At 41.5% G+C, this 23551-nt stretch carries 25 protein-coding genes; all 25 read left to right on the top strand.

The genetic code is table 11. From position 1 onward, the window contains the following. The first annotated feature begins 146 nt into the window (after nt 1-146). Complete coding sequence (sucC, locus tag NSS75_RS08945; RefSeq protein WP_339237041.1) at nt 147-1304, top strand: ADP-forming succinate--CoA ligase subunit beta; 1158 nt, start codon at nt 147-149, stop codon at nt 1302-1304. Nucleotides 1305-1332: 28 nt separating this feature from the next. Continuing rightward, complete coding sequence (sucD, locus tag NSS75_RS08950) at nt 1333-2235, top strand: succinate--CoA ligase subunit alpha (RefSeq protein ID WP_024121388.1); 903 nt, start codon at nt 1333-1335, stop codon at nt 2233-2235. A 60-nt stretch (nt 2236-2295) separates the two neighbouring features. Next, nucleotides 2296-3195: a DNA-processing protein DprA gene (dprA, locus tag NSS75_RS08955; RefSeq protein ID WP_326323818.1), complete on the top strand. Its 900-nt coding sequence runs from the start codon at nt 2296-2298 to the stop codon at nt 3193-3195. Between the two features lie 190 nt (nt 3196-3385). After that, nucleotides 3386-5461, top strand: a complete 2076-nt coding sequence (topA, locus tag NSS75_RS08960; RefSeq protein WP_339237046.1) for a type I DNA topoisomerase — start codon at nt 3386-3388, stop codon at nt 5459-5461. Between the two features lie 75 nt (nt 5462-5536). Further along, on the top strand, nt 5537-6844 hold the full coding sequence (gene trmFO, locus NSS75_RS08965; protein ID WP_024121391.1) for an FADH(2)-oxidizing methylenetetrahydrofolate--tRNA-(uracil(54)-C(5))-methyltransferase TrmFO: 1308 nt from the start codon (nt 5537-5539) through the stop codon (nt 6842-6844). A gap of 67 nt (nt 6845-6911) precedes the next feature. Beyond that, nucleotides 6912-7826, top strand: a complete 915-nt coding sequence (gene xerC / locus NSS75_RS08970) for a tyrosine recombinase XerC (protein WP_024121392.1) — start codon at nt 6912-6914, stop codon at nt 7824-7826. 12 nt (nt 7827-7838) lie between these two features. Beyond that, nucleotides 7839-8384: an ATP-dependent protease subunit ClpQ gene (clpQ, locus tag NSS75_RS08975; RefSeq protein WP_014663962.1), complete on the top strand. Its 546-nt coding sequence runs from the start codon at nt 7839-7841 to the stop codon at nt 8382-8384. 7 nt (nt 8385-8391) lie between these two features. Beyond that, nucleotides 8392-9804 carry an HslU--HslV peptidase ATPase subunit gene (gene hslU / locus NSS75_RS08980; RefSeq protein ID WP_255004726.1) on the top strand — a complete coding sequence of 471 codons (1413 nt, stop codon included), beginning with the start codon at nt 8392-8394 and terminating at the stop codon, nt 9802-9804. 38 nt (nt 9805-9842) lie between these two features. Beyond that, nucleotides 9843-10622 (top strand): GTP-sensing pleiotropic transcriptional regulator CodY, encoded by a 780-nt coding sequence (gene codY, locus NSS75_RS08985; RefSeq protein WP_003220850.1) that lies wholly within the window; start codon nt 9843-9845, stop codon nt 10620-10622. A gap of 379 nt (nt 10623-11001) precedes the next feature. Next, entirely contained in the window at nt 11002-11391 is a 390-nt protein-coding gene (flgB, locus tag NSS75_RS08990; RefSeq protein WP_010334244.1) for a flagellar basal body rod protein FlgB, read from the top strand. Next, nucleotides 11391-11843, top strand: a complete 453-nt coding sequence (gene flgC / locus NSS75_RS08995; RefSeq protein WP_024121394.1) for a flagellar basal body rod protein FlgC — start codon at nt 11391-11393, stop codon at nt 11841-11843. Before flgB ends, flgC begins: the two co-directional genes overlap by 1 nt. Before the next feature lie 10 nt (nt 11844-11853). After that, entirely contained in the window at nt 11854-12174 is a 321-nt protein-coding gene (fliE, locus tag NSS75_RS09000; protein ID WP_339237602.1) for a flagellar hook-basal body complex protein FliE, read from the top strand. A gap of 45 nt (nt 12175-12219) precedes the next feature. After that, nucleotides 12220-13830 (top strand): flagellar basal-body MS-ring/collar protein FliF, encoded by a 1611-nt coding sequence (gene fliF, locus NSS75_RS09005; RefSeq protein ID WP_339237051.1) that lies wholly within the window; start codon nt 12220-12222, stop codon nt 13828-13830. Nucleotides 13831-13842: 12 nt separating this feature from the next. Continuing rightward, the gene (gene fliG, locus NSS75_RS09010) at nt 13843-14859 is read left to right on the top strand and encodes a flagellar motor switch protein FliG (protein WP_003231981.1); all 1017 of its coding nucleotides are present in this window, start codon (nt 13843-13845) and stop codon (nt 14857-14859) included. Beyond that, a complete protein-coding gene (gene fliH / locus NSS75_RS09015; protein WP_024121397.1) occupies nt 14852-15604 on the top strand; it encodes a flagellar assembly protein FliH in 753 nt (250 codons plus the stop codon). The genes fliG and fliH overlap by 8 nt, the downstream gene beginning before the upstream one ends. Next, entirely contained in the window at nt 15601-16917 is a 1317-nt protein-coding gene (fliI, locus tag NSS75_RS09020) for a flagellar protein export ATPase FliI (protein WP_316961234.1), read from the top strand. Before fliH ends, fliI begins: the two co-directional genes overlap by 4 nt. A gap of 3 nt (nt 16918-16920) precedes the next feature. After that, nucleotides 16921-17364 (top strand): flagellar export protein FliJ, encoded by a 444-nt coding sequence (gene fliJ / locus NSS75_RS09025; protein ID WP_010334249.1) that lies wholly within the window; start codon nt 16921-16923, stop codon nt 17362-17364. Nucleotides 17365-17375: 11 nt separating this feature from the next. Next, entirely contained in the window at nt 17376-17990 is a 615-nt protein-coding gene (locus NSS75_RS09030; RefSeq protein ID WP_339237056.1) for a MotE family protein, read from the top strand. Nucleotides 17991-18001: 11 nt separating this feature from the next. Beyond that, the gene (locus tag NSS75_RS09035; protein WP_268543872.1) at nt 18002-19468 is read left to right on the top strand and encodes a flagellar hook-length control protein FliK; all 1467 of its coding nucleotides are present in this window, start codon (nt 18002-18004) and stop codon (nt 19466-19468) included. Further along, nucleotides 19465-19890, top strand: a complete 426-nt coding sequence (flgD, locus tag NSS75_RS09040) for a flagellar hook assembly protein FlgD (RefSeq protein ID WP_024121401.1) — start codon at nt 19465-19467, stop codon at nt 19888-19890. Before NSS75_RS09035 ends, flgD begins: the two co-directional genes overlap by 4 nt. Before the next feature lie 21 nt (nt 19891-19911). Further along, on the top strand, nt 19912-20706 hold the full coding sequence (gene flgG, locus NSS75_RS09045; protein ID WP_024121402.1) for a flagellar basal body rod protein FlgG: 795 nt from the start codon (nt 19912-19914) through the stop codon (nt 20704-20706). 39 nt (nt 20707-20745) lie between these two features. Further along, nucleotides 20746-20961 carry a flagellar FlbD family protein gene (locus NSS75_RS09050; RefSeq protein ID WP_010334253.1) on the top strand — a complete coding sequence of 72 codons (216 nt, stop codon included), beginning with the start codon at nt 20746-20748 and terminating at the stop codon, nt 20959-20961. Continuing rightward, nucleotides 20958-21380 carry a flagellar basal body-associated protein FliL gene (gene fliL / locus NSS75_RS09055; protein ID WP_024121403.1) on the top strand — a complete coding sequence of 141 codons (423 nt, stop codon included), beginning with the start codon at nt 20958-20960 and terminating at the stop codon, nt 21378-21380. The genes NSS75_RS09050 and fliL overlap by 4 nt, the downstream gene beginning before the upstream one ends. Before the next feature lie 33 nt (nt 21381-21413). Then, nucleotides 21414-22412: a flagellar motor switch protein FliM gene (gene fliM, locus NSS75_RS09060; RefSeq protein WP_010334255.1), complete on the top strand. Its 999-nt coding sequence runs from the start codon at nt 21414-21416 to the stop codon at nt 22410-22412. Then, nucleotides 22402-23538: a flagellar motor switch phosphatase FliY gene (gene fliY / locus NSS75_RS09065; protein WP_339237062.1), complete on the top strand. Its 1137-nt coding sequence runs from the start codon at nt 22402-22404 to the stop codon at nt 23536-23538. Before fliM ends, fliY begins: the two co-directional genes overlap by 11 nt. Nucleotides 23539-23551 lie beyond the last annotated feature (13 nt).

Here is a 23551-nt window from a genome sequence, read left to right on the forward strand (position 1 = left end):
AATTTATGTTTTTAATAAAATAAAAGTTTGAATGTTTAGAAGGATTTTAAGATTTTGCATCGAACTCTAGACAATTCTTCCAGTATTATATAGAATGAAAGCGCAGTCTATTTTTAGTTTTGTTACATAAGTTAGGAGGATGGGAAATGAATATCCATGAGTACCAGGGAAAAGAAGTCCTCAGAAAATATGGGGTATCTGTTCCTGAAGGTAAAGTGGCTTTTACAGCAGAAGAAGCAGTTGAAAAAGCAAAGAGCTTATCCAGCTCGGTTTATGTCGTAAAGGCTCAAATTCATGCTGGCGGTCGAGGCAAAGCTGGTGGGGTAAAAATAGCAAAATCATTAGACGAAGTAAAAGCGTATGCCGAAGAACTTTTAGGTAAGACCCTCGTTACGCATCAAACGGGTCCGGACGGGCAAGTAATAAAACGCTTACTTATTGAAGAAGGCTGCGCTATTAAAAAGGAATACTATGTGGGGTTAGTGCTTGACCGTGCCACTTCAAGAATTGTTCTGATGGCCTCTGAAGAAGGCGGAACAGAAATTGAAGAAGTAGCAGAGAAAACACCGGAAAAAATCAAAAAGGCTGTCATTGATCCGGCTGTTGGCCTCCAAGGCTATCAAGCTAGAGAAATTGCATTCGCTATCAATATTCCAAAAGAGCTTGTGGGGAAAGCTGCTAAATTTATGCTTGGACTATACAAAGCGTTTGTTGAGAAAGACTGCTCAATCGCCGAAATCAATCCTCTCGTTGTAACTGGAGACGGGAATGTGATGGCGCTTGATGCGAAACTAAATTTTGACAGCAACGCATTATACAGACAAAAAGATATTATGGAATACAGAGATTTGGACGAAGAAGATCCAAAAGAAATTGAAGCGTCTAAATACGATCTGAGCTACATTTCCCTTGATGGAAATATCGGATGCATGGTAAACGGCGCTGGACTAGCAATGTCCACGATGGATATCATTAAACATTATGGAGGAGAACCGGCCAACTTCCTTGATGTCGGGGGCGGCGCAACCGCAGAAAAAGTCACGGAAGCATTTAAAATCATTCTCTCTGATCAAAATGTTAAAGGGATTTTCGTCAACATTTTCGGAGGCATTATGAAATGTGATGTCATCGCAGAAGGGGTTGTTGAAGCGACAAGACAAGTCGGTTTAACATTGCCGCTTGTCGTCCGTCTGGAAGGAACAAACGTGGATCTAGGGAAGAAGATCCTTAGTGAATCAGGATTAAATATTACATCTGCGGAATCCATGGCTGACGGCGCGCAGAAAATCGTATCTTTAGTATAGGAAAGAATGAAAGGCAGGGGACCAAATAATGAGTGTTTTTATCAATAAAGATACAAGAGTTATTGTACAAGGGATTACAGGTTCTACCGCTTTATTCCATACGAAGCAGATGCTTGAATACGGCACAAATATCGTGGGCGGTGTGACACCTGGAAAAGGCGGAACAGAAGTTGAAGGGGTACCTGTATTTAATACAGTGGCTGATGCAGTTCATACGACTGGCGCAAATGCGTCTGTTATCTATGTTCCGGCACCGTTTGCAGCTGATGCAATTATGGAAGCGGTAGATGCGGAGCTTGATCTGGTCATTTGCATCACAGAGCATATCCCGGTTTTAGATATGGTAAAAGTGAAACGCTTCATGGAAGGCAAGAAAACGAGATTAATAGGACCGAACTGTCCTGGCGTCATCACGCCTGATGAATGTAAAATCGGCATTATGCCCGGATATATCCATAAAAAGGGTCATGTAGGCGTTGTATCGCGTTCAGGAACATTAACATACGAAGCAGTGCATCAGCTGTCAGAAGCGGGTGTAGGACAGTCTACAGCCGTTGGAATCGGCGGCGATCCTGTAAATGGAACCAACTTCATTGACGTTTTAAAAGCGTTTAACGAAGATCCTGAAACACACGCTGTCATCATGATCGGCGAAATCGGCGGCACAGCTGAAGAGGAAGCTGCTGAGTGGGTAAAAGCCAACATGACAAAACCGGTAGTCGGATTCATTGGCGGTAAAACAGCACCTCCAGGGAAGCGCATGGGACATGCAGGCGCCATCATTTCCGGCGGAAAAGGCACGGCTGATGAAAAAATCAAAACACTTAATGAATGCGGAATCGAAGTTGCAGAGACACCTTCTGTCATGGGAGAAACATTAATTAAAGTGTTGAAAGAAAAGAATTTATTTGAAACGTGCAAAACTCATTAATAGAGAAGGGACAGCCATCTTGGCTGTTCCTGCTTTTGCTGTTAAAAGGAGGTTCTCATATTGGATCAGGCCGCTGCCTGTTTAATCACTTGCAGAATCAACCAATTACTATCCCCGTCTCTTCTATTAAAATGGTGGAAAGCTGATCCGTCATTGTCACTGTCAAATCCTTCATGTGCATTAGAAACAGCTTCGCGCGGCAAAGTAAAGGCTGCGGCACTAAAAAATAAAATAGAAGAACAATATCCAAAACTTCAGCATTTACTCTCTGTATATCATCAGCAAGGCATTAATGTCATCCCAATATCCTCAGATCAATATCCATTCTGGCTGAAAACCATTTATGATCCGCCTCCCGTGCTGTTTGCAAAAGGTGATATATCCCTTCTTTCTCAAGGGAGAAAAATAGGAATTGTAGGTACGAGACATCCGACAGCCTATGGAATTCAGGTTGTCAATCATCTTACAATAGAGCTTTGCCATAAAAAGTGGGTGATTGTCAGCGGGCTGGCGTCTGGGATTGACGGATTGTCCCATGCTGCAAGTATTAAGGCGAAGGGGCGGACAATCGGAGTCATCGCAGGCGGATTTCAGAACATTTATCCTCGAGAAAATCTTCAATTAGCAGAACACATGGCTAAACACCATCTTCTTCTGTCAGAGCATCCACCTGAAACCAAACCCCAAAAATGGCATTTCCCTATGAGAAACCGTATCATTAGCGGGTTAAGTGAGGGCATTATTGTTGTGCAGGGCAAAGAAAAAAGCGGTTCTTTGATTACCGCATACCAAGCGCTAGAACAAGGGAGAGAAGTATTTGCCGTACCCGGTTCTGTATTTGATCCTTACGCCGGAGGTCCTATAAAATTGATTCAAGAGGGGGCTAAAGCCATATGGTCAGCAGAGGATATTTATGCAGAGCTTCCGGAGAAAAACGTTCAATATACGGAACCCTTTTGAATTATCGTTTGACAAACAGCGTTGTAATATTTAATAATAGTGAGGATTTAAAGTTGCATATTGTTTTGTATTTAAATAATGACGTTCATCATAAAGAATGAAATGTTGAAAGCCAAATAAAGACAGCTGCAAATATAAAATAAAATTTGAAATACTTGAAGAGAGAGAACACCTCTTGAGGGGGATGAAAATGTCTGATTATCTAGTCATCGTGGAATCGCCCGCTAAGGCGAAAACGATTGAACGTTACTTAGGTAAAAAATATAAAGTGAAAGCATCAATGGGACATGTCCGGGATCTTCCAAAAAGTCAAATGGGAGTTGACATAGAACAAAATTTCGAACCGAAATATATAACCATTCGAGGTAAAGGTCCGGTACTAAAAGAGCTGAAAACGGCTGCCAAAAAAGCTAAAAAAGTTTATCTCGCAGCCGACCCCGACAGAGAAGGGGAAGCGATTGCATGGCACTTGGCCCACAGCCTTGATTTAGATATTCATTCAGACTGCCGTGTTGTGTTTAACGAAATTACGAAAGATGCAATTAAAGAATCATTTAAGCATCCCCGCATGATCAATATGGATTTGGTGGATGCACAGCAGGCGAGACGTATATTAGACAGGCTCGTCGGATATAAAATCAGCCCAATCCTTTGGAAAAAAGTCAAAAAAGGACTCAGCGCTGGCCGTGTTCAATCTGTTGCCCTCCGTTTAATTATTGATCGTGAAAAGGAAATTAACGACTTTAAGCCAGAGGAATATTGGACAATAGACGGCACGTTCTTAAAAGGACAGGAGACGTTTGAAGCGGGCTTTTTCGGTAAAAACGGCAAAAAACTTCCTTTAAAGAGTGAAGCGGATGTAAAGGACATACTTTCTCAGCTCAAAGGTAATAAGTATACAGTTGAAAAAGTAACTAAAAAGGAACGTAAACGTAATCCGGCCTTGCCATTTACAACTTCCACCCTTCAGCAGGAAGCAGCGCGTAAGCTCAATTTCAGAGCGAAGAAAACGATGATGATTGCGCAGCAATTATATGAAGGAATTGATCTTGGAAAAGAAGGAACTGTCGGTCTGATCACGTATATGAGAACGGATTCAACACGCATTTCCAATACAGCAGTTGATGAAGCAGCAGCGTTTATTGATCAAACGTACGGAAAAGAGTACTTAGGCGGCAAAAGAAAGCCCGCTAAAAAGAATGAAAATGCTCAGGATGCCCACGAAGCGATCCGTCCGACGTCGGTTCTCAGAAAACCAAGCGAATTAAAAGCAGTCCTTGGCAGAGATCAGCTGAGACTGTATAAATTAATTTGGGAGCGCTTTGTTGCCAGCCAAATGGCATCTGCTGTTTTAGATACAATGAGTGTTGATTTGACAAACAACGGTTTGACTTTTCGTGCAAACGGAAGTAAAGTCAAGTTTTCCGGCTTTATGAAAGTGTATGTTGAAGGCAAAGACGATCAATTGGAAGAAAAAGACCGGATGCTGCCTGACTTGCAAGAGGGAGACACTGTTTTATCTAAGGACATAGAACCGGAACAGCATTTTACCCAGCCGCCTCCGCGCTATACTGAGGCCCGTTTGGTTAAAACGCTTGAAGAACTCGGGATCGGCCGTCCTTCCACTTATGCTCCGACGCTTGATACGATTCAGCGGCGCGGGTACGTTGGTCTGGATAATAAACGGTTTGTTCCCACAGAATTAGGGCAGATCGTGCTTGAGCTGATCATGGAATTTTTCCCTGAAATCATTAACGTTGAGTTTACGGCAAAAATGGAAAAAGACCTTGATAATGTTGAGGAAGGCAATATAGAATGGGTACAGATTATTGATAACTTCTATACCGATTTTGAAAAGCGCGTGAAAAAAGCCGAATCAGAAATGAAGGAAGTTGAAATTGAACCAGAATATGCTGGAGAAGATTGTGAATTATGCAGTTCTCCTATGGTATATAAAATGGGCCGATACGGTAAATTCTTAGCTTGCTCCAATTTTCCCGATTGCCGGAATACAAAGCCGATTGTCAAACAAATCGGTGTGAAGTGTCCGAGCTGCGGAGAAGGAAATATTGTTGAGCGAAAATCGAAAAAGAAACGGGTTTTTTACGGCTGTGACCGTTATCCGGACTGTGAATTCGTTTCCTGGGACAAACCAATTGAACGAAAATGTCCGAAATGCGGAAAAATGCTTGTTGAGAAAAAGCTCAAAAAAGGCATACAAGTCCAATGCGTGGAATGCGATTATAAGGAAGAACCACAGAAGTAGCGGTGAGCAGGGTCTTGCTCACCTTCTTTGTGTGTTAAAAGAAGACAATGAATAATAAACTAGGAGATGTGAAAGATGAACCAACAAACAGTGAATGTAATCGGAGCCGGACTCGCAGGCAGTGAAGCGGCGTGGCAGCTTGCCAAACGGGGGATTCAAGTCAGATTATATGAAATGCGCCCAGTCAAACAGACGCCTGCCCATCATACTGATAAATTTGCAGAACTGGTATGCAGCAACTCTTTACGCTCCAATACACTTGCTAACGCTGTAGGTGTACTAAAAGAAGAAATGCGTGCGCTTGATTCAGCAATTATTGCTGCGGCTGACGAATGCTCAGTGCCTGCCGGCGGCGCACTCGCGGTAGACCGGCATGAATTTGCGGCAAGTGTGACAAACCGGGTGAAAAACCATCCCAATGTTACCGTCGTTAATGAAGAAGTAACAGAAATACCTGAAGGACCAACGATTATCGCAACTGGTCCGTTAACTTCAGAATCATTGTCTGCACAGTTAAAAGAGCTTACTGGAGAGGACTATTTATACTTCTATGATGCAGCTGCGCCTATCGTAGAGAAAGACAGCCTTGATATGGATAAAGTGTATTTGAAATCCCGTTATGACAAAGGAGAAGCGGCTTATCTAAACTGTCCGATGACAGAAGAAGAGTTTGACCGTTTTCATGAAGCTTTGACATCAGCGGAAACTGTGCCGTTAAAAGAGTTTGAAAAAGAGATTTTCTTTGAGGGGTGCATGCCGATTGAAGTAATGGCAAAACGAGGAAAGAAAACAATGCTTTTCGGACCGATGAAGCCAGTGGGATTAGAGCATCCTGTTACCGGAAAACGTCCATATGCAGTCGTTCAGCTCAGACAGGATGATGCGGCGGGAACTCTCTATAATATTGTAGGATTCCAAACTCATTTAAAATGGGGAGACCAAAAGGAAGTCCTCAAATTGATTCCCGGACTTGAAAATGTGGAAATCGTCAGATACGGTGTTATGCACAGAAATACATTCATTAATTCTCCAAGCTTGTTAAAGCCGACTTACCAATTTAAAAAACGGAACGATTTGTTCTTCGCAGGACAAATGACGGGAGTAGAAGGATATGTGGAATCGGCTGCTTCTGGGCTTGTAGCAGGTATTAATGCGGCTAAACTTGTTTTAGGAGAAGAGCTTGTCACTTTTCCTCAGGAAACAGCAATAGGCAGTATGGCTCACTATATTACAACAACAAACCAGAAGAACTTCCAGCCGATGAATGCAAACTTTGGGCTTTTGAAAGATTTGCCTGTTAAAATTAAAAATAAAAAAGAGCGTAATGAACAGTACGCAAATCGGGCGATCGAGACAATTCAAACAATTTCGAAAACAATATAGGTATTGATTGCAACTTGATCGCGATTTGTGATACCATTTAAAAGCCCTTCCTGGGGAGGTATTTGGCATGGAGAATGTTAAGAATTTCGTAAAGTTATTCGTTGAATATTTACAAATTGAAAAAAATTATTCACAATATACTATTGTGAATTATGTGGATTCAATTGAAGAATTCGAGACTTTCCTGCGCGTTCAAGGTATAAATGGATTTGAAGAAGTTGCATATCAAGATACTAGAATTTTTTTGACGGAAGCCTATGAAAAGGGTTTATCGAGAAGAACAATCAGCAAAAAAATTTCTGCATTGAGAAGCTTTTACAAATTTCTGATGCGAGAAAAGCTAATTGATGATAATCCGTTCCAGCTTGTTCATCTGCCGAAACAAGAGAAACGGATACCGAAGTTTCTATATCAAAAAGAGCTTGAGGAACTGTTTGAAGTTTCAGATATAAGCCAGCCGACCGGCATGAGGGATCAAGCGCTATTAGAGCTTCTCTATGCCACCGGAATGAGGGTCAGTGAATGCTCTTCCATAAGTGTTCATGATCTTGATTTATTTATGGATACAGTGCTTGTTCACGGGAAAGGCAAGAAGCAGCGTTATATCCCTTTTGGGTCTTACGCCCGCGAAGCGTTGAAGTTATATATGAATAGCGGAAGACAGTGCTTGCTGAAAAAAGCAAAAGAACCTCATGATCTATTATTCGTGAATCAAAGAGGCGGACCGCTTACAGCCCGAGGCATTAGGCACATTTTAAGCGGGCTTGTCAAAAAAGCGTCCGGCACTTTACATATCCATCCGCATATGCTTCGACATACGTTCGCCACTCATCTATTAAACGAAGGAGCAGATTTGAGGAGCGTTCAAGAACTGCTCGGGCATTCCAATCTGTCTTCGACACAGATATACACGCACGTTTCGAAGGAAATGTTGAGAAACACATATATGTCTCACCATCCAAGAGCTTTTAAGAAAAATTAAAGGAGGCCCTTTATGTCATCTTTTCATGCGACCACAATCTTTGCAGTACAGCATAAGGGACGAAGCGCAATGTCCGGAGACGGTCAAGTTACATTTGGTCAGGCTGTTGTAATGAAACATACTGCGAGAAAAGTAAGAAAACTGTTTAACGGCAAGGTTCTCGCAGGATTTGCGGGATCTGTTGCAGACGCTTTCACTCTATTCGAAAAGTTCGAAGCGAAACTTGAAGAATATAATGGCAACTTAAAACGGGCTGCTGTTGAGCTTGCAAAGGAATGGCGAAGTGACAAAGTGCTTAGGAAGCTTGAAGCCATGCTGATCGTTATGAATCAAGATACCTTGCTTCTCGTATCGGGAACTGGTGAGGTTATCGAGCCGGATGACGGCATTCTGGCAATTGGATCAGGCGGCAATTACGCTTTGGCAGCCGGAAGAGCGCTGAAAAAGCATGCCGGGGAGAGCATGACTGCAAGTGAGATTGCTAGAGCTGCGCTGGAAACAGCGGGCGAAATTTGTGTATACACGAACGATCAAATCATACTGGAAGAGCTTGAATAGAAAGGACTTGAGGCGCATGGAAAAAAAACCGTTAACACCAAGACAGATTGTAGATCGGTTAGACCAATACATCGTCGGTCAGCAAAACGCGAAAAAAGCTGTCGCCGTGGCATTAAGAAACCGCTATAGAAGAAGTCTCCTGGATGAAAAGCTGAAAGACGAGGTCGTTCCGAAAAACATTTTAATGATGGGGCCTACCGGGGTAGGGAAAACTGAAATTGCCAGACGAATCGCTAAGCTTTCTGGTGCGCCATTTATCAAAATTGAAGCAACAAAATTTACAGAAGTCGGCTATGTAGGCAGAGACGTTGAATCAATGGTCAGAGACCTTGTGGAAACTTCTGTTCGTCTTATAAAGGAAGAAAAAATCAACGAAGTGAAGGAGCAGGCAGAAGAAAATGCTAACAAACGCATTGTTCGCCTGCTAGTCCCAGGGAAGAAAAAACAATCAGGCGTTAAAAACCCGTTTGAAATGTTTTTCGGCGGCAGCCAGCCAAACGGCGAGGACGAAACGGAAAGCCAGGAAGAAGCAAACATTGAAGAAAAAAGAAAACGCATGGCTCATCAGCTGGCATTAGGAGAGCTTGAAGACCACTATGTTACTGTAGAAGTTGAAGAGCAGCAGCCTTCTATGTTTGACATGCTGCAGGGCTCGGGTATGGAGCAGATGGGCATGAATATGCAGGATGCACTGAGCGGATTGATGCCCAAGAAAAAGAAACGCCGTAAAATGACAGTCAGAGAAGCCAGAAAAGTCCTGACGAATGAAGAGGCAAGCAAACTCATCGATATGGATGAAGTCAGCCAGGAAGCTGTCCATCGGGCAGAAGAGAGCGGAATTATCTTTATCGACGAGATTGATAAGATTGCAAAAAACGGTGGCGCGTCATCTTCAGCTGATGTATCAAGAGAAGGTGTTCAGCGTGATATTCTCCCAATTGTTGAGGGTTCTACCGTTGTCACTAAATACGGTTCTGTTAAAACAGACCATGTATTGTTTATTGCAGCGGGAGCATTTCATATGGCCAAACCGTCTGATCTGATTCCTGAACTGCAAGGGCGTTTTCCAATTCGTGTAGAACTGAGCAAACTGACGGTTGACGATTTCGTGAGAATTTTAGTTGAACCCGATAACGCGCTCTTGAAACAATATCAGGCATTATTGCAGACAGAGGGTATATCTCTTGAATTTTCTGACGAAGCTATTCATAAGATTGCTGAAGTCGCCTATCATGTGAACCAGGAAACAGATAATATCGGTGCGAGACGCCTTCATACAATACTCGAACGTCTGTTAGAAGATCTCTCTTTTGAAGCTCCGGATGTAACAATGGAGAACATAACGATTACACCGCAGTATGTGGAAGAAAAGCTCGGAACGATAGCTAAAAACAAAGATTTAAGTCAATTTATATTGTGAAAATTTAATAAGAGGAATGTTTAGGAGGATCATTTATCATGGCTTTATTACAAAAAACAAGAATTATTAACTCCATGCTGCAAGCTGCGGCAGGGAAACCGGTTAACTTTAAAGAAATGGCGGAAACGCTTCGGGATGTAATTGATTCCAATATTTTCGTTGTGAGCCGCAGAGGAAAACTGCTCGGCTACTCTATCAACCAGCAAATTGAAAATGACCGTATGAAAAAAATGCTTGAAGATCGCCAATTCCCAGAGGAATATACGAAGAATCTGTTCAACGTCCCTGAAACATCTTCTAACCTGGATATCAACAGTGAGTATACTGCTTTCCCTGTTGAAAACAGAGACTTGTTCCAAGCTGGTTTAACAACAATTGTGCCGATCATCGGAGGCGGAGAAAGATTAGGTACACTCATTCTTTCACGTTTACAGGATCAATTTAATGATGATGATTTAATACTTGCTGAATACGGCGCTACAGTTGTCGGAATGGAAATTCTGAGAGAAAAAGCAGAAGAAATTGAAGAAGAAGCAAGAAGCAAAGCAGTCGTACAAATGGCAATCAGCTCTCTTTCTTATAGTGAGCTAGAAGCAATTGAACACATCTTTGAAGAGCTTGACGGAAACGAAGGTCTCCTTGTTGCAAGTAAGATTGCAGACCGTGTCGGCATTACCCGCTCAGTTATTGTTAACGCACTCAGAAAGCTTGAAAGCGCCGGTGTAATTGAGTCAAGATCATTAGGAATGAAGGGTACTTATATTAAAGTGCTCAACAACAAATTCCTGATTGAATTAGAAAATCTAAAATCCCATTAATAAAAAAAGAACCCCTTTTTAAGGGGTTTTTTTTTTATTCAAATAAAGGAAATCAATAAGCTTTATTTCCTGGGCGAAAAGTCTTTCTTTGTAATAATTTTAATAAAGTTTATTATTTTCTTCATAAAAACAGAAAAATGACGAAATAAATGGGGAAAATACAGAAATTCAGCTATTTTCAGCCTTATATCAATGTAAAAAACGTAGTTCAAATAATCTAGGACTATGTACCTAGTTGTAAAATAGATATATATGAGGACATTTTTTTACACGAACTTCATAGACTTTATGCCTGTTATTTCTTACAATAAGCATATGGTTTTACAAATCTCGACAAGGATATTGAGGGTGAAAAAAACTGAAATGGAGGTAAGTGGATTTGAGCTTATTTTCTGGAACGATACAAAATCTTGAAAATGCCTTGGGCAGAGCGAATATTAAGCAAAAAGTCATAACTAATAATATTGCTAATATAGATACACCGAACTATAAGGCAAAAAAAGTCTCTTTCCAAAATTTATTAGATCAAGAATCCTCTCGTCTCGAATCTATAAAAACGGACTATCGGCATGTTGATTTTTCTGATGCTGATTCAAATTATTCAATTGTAACGAGCGGAGATACATCTTATCAGCAAAACGGAAATAACGTTGACGTTGACAAAGAGATGACAGAACTAGCTGAAAATCAGATTAACTATCAAGCTTTAGTTGAAAGAATGAACGGCAAATTCAATTCTCTGAAGACCGTGCTAACAGGAGGAAAATAATGACAGCTTTTCAAAGCTTAAATGTTTCAGCATCAGCTTTAACAGCTCAGCGCCTCAGAATGGATGTTGTATCGTCTAACTTGGCGAATATGGATACGACAAGAGCCAAGCAGGTAAACGGTGAGTGGGTGCCTTACAGAAGGAAAATGGTTTCGCTTCAGTCAAAAGGTGAATCGTTCTCGTCGATTTTGAATTCTAAAATGAGCGGAAGCGGCAATGTCGGAAATGGGGTAAAGGTTACAAAAATCACTGAAGATAACTCTGATTTTAATCTGGTCTATGATCCGAGTGACCCTGATGCAAACGCTGAAGGATATGTGCAAAAGCCGAATGTTGATCCATTAAAAGAAATGGTAGACCTTGTCAGCAGTACGAGATCATATGAGGCCAATGTCACAGCGATGAATGCTTCAAAGGGAATGCTGATGAAAGCTCTAGAAATCGGAAAGTAAGGTGATGAATGTGATCAATGCAATTTCTCCTTTTCAGGTTCAAAATACTCAAAACACTCAAAATGCAACAAATCAATTAAACAATAGCCAAAAAACAGACTCTTCAAATCAAACAAGCTTTTCGGAGCTTTTAAAAAACTCTATAAGTTCGTTAAATGAGTCCCAAGTAGCTTCTGACAATATGACTAATGCCTTGGCTGCAGGAAAAGATGTGAATCTTGATGAGGTCATGATCGCCGCTCAAAAAGCAAACATCTCTCTGACTGCTGCAACTGAGTTCCGCAACAAAGCTGTGGAAGCATACCAGGAGATTATGAGAATGCAAATGTAGGGGGTCTAACGAGAAAGAGAAAGAGTGGAATGACCGGGGGTTAACATGAATCGTACTCTAATGCAAATGAAAAACAAAACGAGTGAGTTTTGGAAAAATAGATCTAAATTACAAAAGGTTTTAATGATTAGTGCTTTAGCGGCAATTATCATTCTTGCCATTATTATCAGTATTTTTTCTTCTAATCAGAAAATGGCGCCGCTGTACAAAGATTTGTCAGCTGAAGAAGCCGGACAGATCAAAGAGGAATTGGATGCAAAAAAAGTGCCTAGCGAACTTTCAAATGGCGGTACGGTCATTAAGGTTCCGGAAGATCAGGTTGATTCACTGAAAGTTCAGCTGGCGGCAGAAGGGCTTCCTAAAACCGGATCAATTGATTACTCATTTTTTGGACAGAACGCCGGCTTTGGTTTAACAGATAATGAATTTGATATGGTGAAAGTCAAAGCCACACAAACGGAACTATCCAATCTGATTAATGAAATGGACGGTATCAAAAATTCAAAAGTAATGATTAACCTTCCGAAAGACGCTGTCTTTGTCGGTGAAGAGCAATCAGCAGCATCTGCTTCAATCGTCCTGCAGACTCAGCCTGGATACACTCTGGATCAAAGCCAGATCAACGGATTATATCATCTGGTATCAAAAAGTGTGCCGAACTTAAAAGAAGATAACATCGTCATCATGGACCAGAACTCTACATACTATGACAAAACAGACAGCGGTTCAGGGTCCTACGCTGATAGTTATTCTTCGCAGCAGGGAGTTAAATCCCAAGTTGAAAAAGACATTCAAAAACATGTTCAGTCATTGCTTGGAACGATGATGGGGCAGGACAAAGTTGTTGTTTCTGTCACGGCTGATATTGACTTTACAAAAGAAAATCGCACAGAAGACATCGTCGAGCCTGTTGACAAAGAAAACATGGAAGGCATCGCGGTCAGTGCTGAAAAAGTATCGGAAACATATCAGGGAGACGGCGCAGCTAATGGCGGAACTGCCGGAACCGGTGATGAAGATGTAACAAACTATCAAGCTGACGGTGAAAATACCGAAAGTGGGAACTACGAAAAAAGCAGTAATAAAATCAATTACGAGGTTAATCGAATCCATAAAGAAATAGCTGAAAGCCCTTATAAGGTAAGGGATTTAGGGATTCAAGTAATGGTAGAGCCGCCTGATGCCAAAAACACAGCGTCGCTATCAACTGAAAGACAGGATGATATACAAAAAATCCTTTCAACTGTTGTCAGAACATCATTGGATAAGGATGAAACACAGAACCAGAACCTTTCTGATGAAGATATCAATAATAAAATTGTTGTCTCCGTTCAGCCTTTTGACGGAAAAGTAAGTCTGGATACTGATATGGAAAAATCCTCCGGTATACCAATGTGGGTATATATCGTAGGGGGCGTATTGATCGCAGTTATCATCATTCTGATCATTATGTTTATCAGAAAGAAACGCGTTCAAGAGGATGAATTTGAGGAATACACGTACGAAGTGCCTCAGGAGCCTATCAATTTGCCTGATATTAATGAAGAGGAAAATGAAACAGAGGAAACAGTCAGACGAAAACAGCTTGAAAAGATGGCGAAAGATAAGCCTGAAGACTTTGCAAAACTGCTGAGAAGCTGGCTGGCCGAGGATTAGGAGGGATTAGAAATGGCGAGACGTGATCAAGACAAGCTTACAGGAAAACAAAAAGCAGCCATTCTCATGATTTCCTTAGGTTTAGATGTGTCAGCTTCTGTATATAAGCATTTAACCGATGAAGAAATTGAAAGGCTTACCCTTGAAATATCAGGAGTTAGAAGTGTCGATCATCAAAAAAAGGATGAAATTATAGAGGAATTTCATAATATAGCGATTGCCCAGGATTATATTTCTCAGGGCGGTTTAAGCTATGCCAGACAAGTTCTTGAGAAGGCGCTCGGAGAAGATAAGGCTGAAAACATACTAAACAGGCTGACTTCTTCTCTGCAAGTTAAACCATTTGACTTTGCCAGAAAAGCAGAGCCTGAACAAATTTTAAATTTCATCCAACAAGAGCATCCGCAAACGATGGCTTTAATCTTGTCTTACCTTGACCCTGTGCAGGCCGGACAAATTTTATCCGAGCTGAATCCTGAGGTACAGGCAGAAGTCGCAAGAAGGATTGCGGTAATGGACAGAACGTCACCTGAAATTATTAATGAAGTAGAACGGATTCTGGAACAGAAATTATCCTCCGCATTTACTCAGGATTATACACAAACCGGCGGAATCGAAGCTGTTGTTGAAGTGTTAAACGGTGTAGACAGAGGAACAGAAAAGACGATATTGGATTCCTTGGAAATTCAGGATCCTGATCTTGCTGAAGAAATCAAGAAGCGGATGTTTGTCTTTGAGGATATTGTTACCCTTGATAACCGAGCAATTCAGCGGGTTATACGCGATGTTGAAAACGACGATCTGCTCCTTTCATTAAAGGTGGCAAGCGAGGAAGTCAAAGAAATTGTATTCAACAATATGTCACAGCGTATGGTTGAAACATTCAAAGAAGAAATGGAATTTATGGGCCCTGTACGTTTGAAGGATGTAGAAGAGGCTCAATCAAGAATTGTAAGCATCGTCAGAAAGCTTGAAGAAGCCGGTGAAATTGTTATAGCAAGAGGCGGAGGAGACGATATTATTGTCTAATATCATTAAACAAGAATCATCTTTTTCCCCACAGCAGGAAAGAAGAAAGCTTTCTTTACAAGAGGTTCGGATCGATCATTCACATCTTTTACAGACTGAAGAAAATCCGGAAGCGTTAATGGCCCGGATCAAAGAAGAAGCTGATCGGATTTCCGAGCAAGCGAACAGCCAGATGGAAGACATCCGCCGTCAAATTGAGCAGGAAAAAAATGATTGGGCGGCTGAAAAACAGCAGCTTATTGAAGAAGCGAAAACAGAAGGTTTCGAACAAGGTGTTGCATTAGGGAGAGCTGAAGCCTTACAACAGTATGCTGAGCTGCTCAATCAGGCAAACAGCATAACAGAGATGTCCAGAAGAGCTGTAGAGGATAAGCTTGAAGATGCCTCCGGAGAAATCGTTGAGCTTGCCGTTGCGTTAGCTAAAAAAGTATGGCAGCAAAAATCTGATGATAAAGAGGCCTTTATCCTGCTTGTGAAACAGGTGGTAAACGAAGTAAAGGAATATGACGATATATCAATATATGTGGACCCTTATTACTATGAAACAGTTTTTCAGCATAAAGACGAAATCCAGCAGCTTCTTTACAAAGAATGCCGGCTGGGTTTATACGCCGATGAAAAAGCTGAAAAAGGATCATGCTATATAGAAACTCCTTTTGGAAGAGTGGATGCAAGCATTGATACCCAGCTGGTGCAACTGAAGCATAAGCTCCTTACAGCACTGGAAGCAGGTGCGGATCAATGAAGACACAGAGTCTGATAGATTGCATAGAAATGACAGACTCGTATAAGCGTTATGGAAAAGTGAAACGGGTGATCGGCCTGATGATCGAATCAAAGGGGCCGGCAAGCTCAATTGGCGACCTGTGCCTGATTTATGCAAAAGGTCAATCAGGAAAAGTCATCAAAGCTGAAGTTGTTGGATTTCAGGAAGAAAATATTTTGTTAATGCCCTATTTAGAGGCCGCTAGCATTGCCCCCGGGAGCATTGTTGAAGCCACCGGTGAATCTCTTCGTGTAAAGGTAGGAGCCGGTCTGATCGGACAAGTCATTGATGCGTTTGGCGAACCGCTCGACGGAAAACTTTTGCCGAAAGGACTTGCGCCTGTATCGACGGAGCAACCACCTCCTAACCCGATGAAACGCCCGCCTATCCGGGAAAAAATGGGTGTTGGAGTCAGGTCTATTGACAGTCTGCTGACTGTCGGAAAAGGCCAGCGGATTGGTATTTTCGCAGGAAGCGGCGTCGGGAAAAGCACATTAATGGGAATGATCGCTAAACAGACCGAAGCTGATTTGAACGTAATTGCACTCGTCGGAGAACGCGGTCGAGAGGTTCGGGAGTTTATTGAAAAAGACTTGGGAGCAGAGGGTCTGAAGCGGTCAATTGTAGTTGTTGCTACCTCAGACCAGCCTGCATTAACGAGGTTGAAAGCCGCTTATACGGCGACAGCCATTGCTGAGTACTTTCGTGATAAAGGGCAAAATGTCATGTTTATGATGGATTCTGTCACAAGGGTGGCGATGGCTCAGAGGGAGATCGGACTTGCCGCTGGAGAGCCCCCGACGACAAAAGGATATACACCCTCTGTGTTCGCTATTTTACCTCGTTTACTAGAGAGAACAGGTGCAAATGAACACGGAACAATCACAGCGTTTTATACAGTGTTAGTCGACGGGGATGACATGAATGAGCCTATTGCTGATACTGTTCGCGGAATCTTAGACGGACACATTGTGTTAGACAGGGCTCTTGCTAATAAAGGCCAGTTTCCTGCCGTCAATGTGTTAAAAAGCATCAGCAGGGTGATGTCAAACATCTCGACAAAACAGCACTTAGACGCAGCGAATAAATTCCGTGAACTTTTATCAACGTATCAAAATTCTGAAGATCTCATTAATATTGGAGCTTACAAAAGAGGGTCCTCAAGAGAAATTGATGAGGCGATACAATTTTATCCGCAGCTTATTCAATTTCTGAAGCAGGGAACAGAAGAATCAGCATCATTGGAAGAAAGCATTGCTGCATTAACTAGTTTGACAGGAAATGAGGAATAGAACGTGGCCTATCAATTTAGATTCCAAAAGCTGCTGGAACTAAAAGAGAACGAAAAAGACCAGTCTTTGTCTGAGTATCAGCAATCAGTTTCTGAATTTGAAACTGTAGCGGAGAAACTATATGAGAATATGAGCAAAAAGGAATTGCTTGAGCAAAATAAAGAAAACAAACTGAAAAGCGGGATGAGCGTTCAAGAGATGAGGCATTATCAGCAATTTGTCTCAAATCTTGAAAACACCATTTATCACTACCAAAAGCTCGTCATTATGAAAAGGAATCAAATGAACCAAAAGCAAGAAGTGTTAACAGAAAAAAATATTGAAGTGAAGAAGTTTGAAAAGATGCGTGAAAAACAGTTTAAAATGTTTGCTCTTGAAGACAAAGCTGCAGAGATGAAAGAAATGGACGATATTTCGATCAAGCAGTTTATGATTCAAGGCCATTAGGAGCGAATGTAATGTCCGGCAAAAAGAAAGAATCAGGTAAGTTCCGATCGGTTTTGCTGATCATTATCCTTCCGCTGATATTTCTGCTTATAGCAGGGGGGATTGTTCTCTGGGCGGCTGGTGTCAATGTCTTAAAGCCGATACAGGAAGCTGCAGCCAAAACGCCAGTTCTTAAAGAATTGGTTCCTGAGACCGAAGATAAAAAAGATACATCATCAACAGCTAAGAATAACAGTAATACGGCGGCTCTGGAAAAAACCATTAAGGATCAAAAAAGTGAGATCAGTATATTGAATAAGGATTTGGATACAAGCAAATCTGAAATAGACAGGCTGAATCAAAAGATTCGTTCTCTTGAAAAAACAGCGGAAGACCAAAAAAAGACACCGAAGGATAACACAGAAGATTCATCAAGTTCTGATAAAGCTTCTGATGATAAAGTCATCAGTGTTTATAAAAGCATGGACAGCGGAAAGGCTGCCAAAATCATTGCCCAATTAAAGGAGAAAGAAGCGCTGAAAATATTGAATGGACTGAGCAAAAAGCAGCTTGCTGAAATTTTGGCAAAAATGACTCCTGAGCAAGCGGCAGCATATACAGAAAAAATTGCTGCCAGCCAAGAATAGGGGGAATAAAGGTGAAGCTGCTTGAATTAGCCGGACCTCGGCTGCAAACTACAGCAGGGACAGCTGCTAAAACAATCAAAAATAGCCAGGGAGTTTTTCAAAATTGGCTTATGTCTGAAGCCGGCTCGAAAGAACCTTCATCACAAGGAAATGGGACTCTGACTGACGATCAGCTTTTAAAAGATGCATGTAAAAAGATCAGTGATTGGCTAAATGCAACTCCTGAAAATCAAGACAAGGAAAAAGCCGATCTTCTGCAAACGTTAAGTAAACTAACAGGAAAGCAGCTGGATGAATCCGCTCAGCAAATGTTACAGAATCTGCTGCAAGCAGTTGAATTAAAATTGGCTGACGGAACTGATCAACTGCACATGGGGCAAATACTTGCAGACAAAACCATTTCTGAAGAGAAAACTGCTCTGACTGCAAAGAATTCAGCTGGTGATGCCGCTACTGATGAACTCAAGTCTGACAGAGAGCAAGAAGTTCAGGAAAATGAGGCATCAGCAGAAGATGATAAAACGCTTATTCATATCCAAATGCTTATCAGTCAGCTTTTAGAAGGAAATAAAATGACTGACCGTGATCATCAAGCTCATACTGTCTACAAAAATGGAGATGAATTTCTTTCGGCATTAGAAAAAAAAGGCATATCTGAACAGCTTATTCAGGATCTTAAACAGCAGATATTTACAAAAGACGAGTCAAGTTCAAAGCTTTATAAGATGTCAAAGTCAGAGCTGAAAAGTTTTCAAAGCTTAATGGAACAGATGTCAGTGCTTCCTCAAAAAGGGACGAAGGAATGGAATATAGCTGAAAGTCAGCTGAAAGCTTTTTTGTTATCGAAATCATCCGAATCGTCACTAGAGGTCGGAAAACGTGCCCTTTCGCCGGACACTCTGACGTCAGGTAATAAAAGTACGGCAGATTCCTCTGTAAGTATTCAGCCTATTGATAGTAAGTCAGGAATTCAAATGATGTTTTCAGGCTACCGGAGCACCGGAGGAGTTCAGACACTCGATTTGCAGCTCTCATCTGATTTGCATGCAGCCGATACGAAAACGGTTGCTGATCAAGTGATCAGTGCATGGAAGCAGATGAAATATACACCCTTTGGGAGGTCAACCGGCAGTTTTACAATTCGGCTGAACCCTGAACATTTAGGATTTGTCACAATTAAGCTGACAAATGAAAATGGAATGTTCCAGAGTAAAATCATTGCATCCAGCCAATCTGCAAAAGAGCTGCTCGAACAACATCTGCCTCAGTTGAAGCAATCACTGCCGAATATGGCTGTCCAAGTTGACCGTTTTACATTGCCGATTCAAAGCGGAGACCAGCCGATATATGGCCAGCTTGCTGATGAACAGAAACAGCAGCAAGAGGGACAGAAGCAGCAAAGACAGAAAAAGCAATCAAACGAGTTTGGAGACTTGCTTGATGAAGTGTCAATGGTTGAATTGGAGGAAGAAGAATGACATCAATAAGCTCAGAATATAAATTGCCTGAAAAAACAAGCAGCACTGCCGCTGCAAGCAACAGCAGCCTGGGAAAAGACGAGTTTTTAAAAATATTAATGACTCAAGTCCAAAACCAAGATCCGCTTAATCCGGTTGATGACAAAGAATTTATCAGCCAGATGGCGACTTTTTCAAGCCTGGAACAGATGATGAATCTGAATACGACGATGACTAAATTCGTTGAAAACCAAGATCCGTTTACAACGTATGTTGATTGGATGGGAAAAGAAGTATCTTGGACTGATGGTAAAAGTGCAACAGATAAAACAGGCACAGTAAGCTCTGTTAAACATTCTAAAGGAAATTATTATCTCGTTCTTGATGATGGGACCGAGATCAGTCCGGCGAATGTCATGTCTGTGGGACAATCATCTAAATAAAAACATCTGGGGGAATATATTATGTTACGTTCACTTTATTCTGGAATCAGCGGTATGAAAAACTTTCAAACAAAACTTGATGTTATCGGCAATAATATTGCCAACGTAAATACAGTGGGATTCAAAAAGAGCCGGGTTACCTTTAAAGATATGGTAAGTCAAACGATTGCCGGCGGTTCTGCTGCTGGTGCAACAATCGGCGGAACAAACTCTAAGCAGATCGGTTTGGGTTCATCATCTGGCACAATTGATACCATCCATTCAACAAGCGCGACACAAAGCACAGGAAGAACGCTTGATTTAGCGATTGACGGCGACGGTTATTTTCAAATCGATACAGGTGATGGAACGGCTTACACAAGAGCTGGAAACTTCTATTTAGATAATACCGGAACATTGGTGACTGGTGACGGCTACCATGTGTTAAATATGACAGGAGGAACAATAAAAATTCCTCTAGATGCTCAAAGCTTTAGTATCGGATCTGATGGAAAAGTGTCAATTGTTGATGCTGGCGGTAAACCACAAGATGGCGGTCAGATCGGGATTGTTACTTTTGCAAACAGTGACGGTTTAGATAAAATCGGAAGCAACTTGTATCGTGAATCTTTGAACTCTGGAACTGCTAGTGCAGCTAATCAGCCTGGTGATGGCGGTACAGGTGCCTTGAAGTCAGGATTTATAGAAATGTCTAACGTTGATTTAACAGACGAGTTTACTGAAATGATTGTTGCTCAGCGCGGGTTCCAATCAAACTCTAAGATTATTACAACATCGGATGAAATCCTTCAAGAGCTGGTTAACCTTAAACGTTAAGGAGGGAGGGGAGGCGAGTAATCGCTTCTCCGCTGTTTTATGATTAAAGTAACCCGTTTAAATGGGCAGCCCTTTACGCTGAATGCGTTATTTATTGAACAGATTGAATGCTTTCCGGATACTACAATCACACTGTCGAACGGTAAGAAGTTTGTAGTAAAAGAAGATGAAGAAGCTGTTCTGGAGAAGATTGTGTCGTTCTATCAAAAAATACAAATATTTTCAATGGACCATGGAATAGAGGAACCGGAATGAAGAAAAAATTATTGATCATTTTACTAATTATTCTTATCGTAATTGGTGCTCTCGGGGCGGCGGCTTATTTTGTTTTAGGCGGAAAGTCCGAAAAAAGTGAGGCAAAACGAAGTATTGATGAAATCGTTGCATCTTCTGTTGATGTAGCAGAAATCACAACGAATTTAAAATCCGATAACATTATTCGCTTAGCGATTAAACTTGAAACTGACTCTGATAAATCAAAAGAAGAGCTTGAAAAACGTGATTTTCAAGTGAAAGATGCTGTTATATCACTGCTGGCTGATACGAATGCTGATGAGATTGAGGGAGACAAGGGAAAAGAAACCTTTAAGAAGGAACTAAAAGATAAAGTGAATAGCTACCTCCAAGAAGGAAAAGTAGAAAAAGTGTATATTACCTCTTTTAATCTGCAATAAAGCATAATTTGACAGAATACGGAGGTGAGGAAAATGTCAGGAGAAGTTCTCTCCCAAAATGAAATAGATGCACTGCTTTCTGCAATATCAACGGGTGAAATGGATGCTGAAGAGCTGAAAAAAGAAGAAAAAGAGAAAAAAGTAAAGGTTTATGATTTCAAACGCGCGCTGCGGTTTTCTAAAGACCAAATCCGCAGTTTAACAAGAATTCATGACAATTTTGCAAGACTTCTTACAACTCACTTTTCTGCTCAGCTCAGAACATATATCCATATATCGGTCAGCTCTGTTGATCAGGTTCCATACGAAGAATTTATCCGATCCATACCGAATATGACGATCCTGAATTTATTCGATGTCCATCCGATGGAAGGCAGAATTATGATGGAGGTTAACCCGACAATTGCCTATACGATGATGGATCGTGTGATGGGGGGCATCGGGATCAGTCATAATAAGGTTGATAGTTTAACAGAAATTGAAACAAAAATTATTTCTAATTTATTTGAAAATGCACTGGGAAATTATAAAGAAGCTTGGCAGTCCATTGCTGATATTGAGCCCGAAATGACTGAGTTTGAAGTGAATCCGCAATTTGTTCAGATGGTATCTCCTAATGAAACGGTTGTTGTTATTTCACTCAACACACAAATCGGCGAAATCAGCGGTGTCATCAATCTTTGTATCCCGCATATCGTCCTCGAGCCGCTCATACCAAAGCTTTCGGTCCATTATTGGATGCAATCAGAAAGAAATGAACCGAAACCTGAGGAAACAAAGTCGCTTGAAAAACGTATCATGACAGCACAAATACCTGTCGTGGCCGAACTCGGCACATCTGAACTGACAATAGAAGAGTTTTTAAGTTTAGAAGTCGGAGACTGCATAACTTTGGACAAATCAGTAACAGATCCTCTTACTGTATTGGTCGGAGATAAGCCGAAATTTTTAGGACAAGCCGGCCGGGTGAATCGAAAACAGGCAGTGCAAATTTTAGACCACGACATAAGAGGTGAACAAGATGGAGAATAACAGATTATCTCAAGATGAGATTGACGCGCTTCTTAACGGCACGAGCAGCACACCTGATGAGCCTGAGGCTCCGGAAGTGCATGACTTATCGGACATGGAGCGTGATGCGATCGGTGAAATCGGAAATATTTCATTCGGCAGTTCAGCGACAGCTTTATCCACGCTTTTAAATCAAAAAGTTGATATTACGACTCCAAACGTAACTGTCATCCCAAGAAGCAAAATCAGTGATGCGTTTCCTGAACCGTATGTTGCAATTGAAGTGAATTATACGGAAGGTTTCAGCGGCAGCAACCTGCTAGTCGTCGAACAAAGTGACGCGGCGATTATTGCGGACCTAATGATCGGGGGAGACGGGAAAGGTGCAGATCCTTCACTTGGAGAGATCCATTTGAGCGCGGTTCAAGAAGCGATGAACCAAATGATGGGGTCGGCAGCAACGTCAATGTCTACTGTATTCAGTAAAAAAATTGATATTTCACCCCCGCGTGTAGAACTGCTTGATGTAAATGAAGAAAAAGGAACAGACCGTATTCCTGCTGATGAAATGCTGGTTAAAGTTTCTTTCCGCTTGAAGGTGGGCGAGTTAATAGACTCTAACATCATGCAGCTATATCCGCTGACATTTGCTAAAGATTTGATCTCGAGCCTTATGAACACGGAGGAAAGTCCAGCTGAAGAAACAACGCCGGAGCCTGAGGTTACATATGAACAGCCGAAAGAGCCTGTGATGTCCGAGCCGCGGAACGAACCGCAGCAGCAAGTGCCGGCTAAAAGGCAGGGGAAACCGAAGAAAGCCGCGCCTGTTCAAGTTTCTCCAGTGGAATTTTCATCATTTGATCCAAATGAGAGCACACAAGCTCCTATAAACAATCTGGATATGCTTTTGGATATCCCGCTTTCGATCACTGTTGAACTCGGCAGAACGAAAAGAAGCGTAAAAGAAATTTTAGAACTTTCAGCCGGAAGTATTATTGAGCTGGATAAATTAGCCGGTGAGCCGGTAGATATTTTAGTGAATCAGCGTATCGTCGCCAAAGGCGAAGTCGTGGTCATTGAGGAAAACTTCGGAGTAAGGGTCACTGACATATTAAGCCAGGCAGAACGCATTAATAATTTAAAATAAAGAAACACGAGGA

Origin of the sequence: Bacillus sp. FSL K6-1012, from assembly GCF_037964915.1 — a bacterium.
GTDB lineage: Bacteria > Bacillota > Bacilli > Bacillales > Bacillaceae > Bacillus > Bacillus halotolerans.

Bases quoted from the DNA above. Each gene is read 5' to 3' on its own strand.
- flgG (WP_024121402.1), top strand. From the start codon at position 19,912: ATGTTACGTTCACTTTATTCTGGAATCAGCGGTATGAAAAACTTTCAA.
- NSS75_RS09050 (WP_010334253.1), top strand. From the start codon at position 20,746: ATGATTAAAGTAACCCGTTTAAATGGGCAGCCCTTTACGCTGAATGCG.
- flgC (WP_024121394.1), top strand. From the start codon at position 11,391: ATGACAGCTTTTCAAAGCTTAAATGTTTCAGCATCAGCTTTAACAGCT.
- fliG (WP_003231981.1), top strand. From the start codon at position 13,843: ATGGCGAGACGTGATCAAGACAAGCTTACAGGAAAACAAAAAGCAGCC.
- fliL (WP_024121403.1), top strand. From the start codon at position 20,958: ATGAAGAAAAAATTATTGATCATTTTACTAATTATTCTTATCGTAATT.
- fliF (WP_339237051.1), top strand. From the start codon at position 12,220: ATGAATCGTACTCTAATGCAAATGAAAAACAAAACGAGTGAGTTTTGG.
- clpQ (WP_014663962.1), top strand. From the start codon at position 7,839: ATGTCATCTTTTCATGCGACCACAATCTTTGCAGTACAGCATAAGGGA.
- fliI (WP_316961234.1), top strand. From the start codon at position 15,601: ATGAAGACACAGAGTCTGATAGATTGCATAGAAATGACAGACTCGTAT.
- topA (WP_339237046.1), top strand. From the start codon at position 3,386: ATGTCTGATTATCTAGTCATCGTGGAATCGCCCGCTAAGGCGAAAACG.
- fliM (WP_010334255.1), top strand. From the start codon at position 21,414: ATGTCAGGAGAAGTTCTCTCCCAAAATGAAATAGATGCACTGCTTTCT.
- trmFO (WP_024121391.1), top strand. From the start codon at position 5,537: ATGAACCAACAAACAGTGAATGTAATCGGAGCCGGACTCGCAGGCAGT.
- NSS75_RS09030 (WP_339237056.1), top strand. From the start codon at position 17,376: ATGTCCGGCAAAAAGAAAGAATCAGGTAAGTTCCGATCGGTTTTGCTG.
- sucD (WP_024121388.1), top strand. From the start codon at position 1,333: ATGAGTGTTTTTATCAATAAAGATACAAGAGTTATTGTACAAGGGATT.
- fliY (WP_339237062.1), top strand. From the start codon at position 22,402: ATGGAGAATAACAGATTATCTCAAGATGAGATTGACGCGCTTCTTAAC.
- flgD (WP_024121401.1), top strand. From the start codon at position 19,465: ATGACATCAATAAGCTCAGAATATAAATTGCCTGAAAAAACAAGCAGC.
- codY (WP_003220850.1), top strand. From the start codon at position 9,843: ATGGCTTTATTACAAAAAACAAGAATTATTAACTCCATGCTGCAAGCT.
- xerC (WP_024121392.1), top strand. From the start codon at position 6,912: ATGGAGAATGTTAAGAATTTCGTAAAGTTATTCGTTGAATATTTACAA.
- sucC (WP_339237041.1), top strand. From the start codon at position 147: ATGAATATCCATGAGTACCAGGGAAAAGAAGTCCTCAGAAAATATGGG.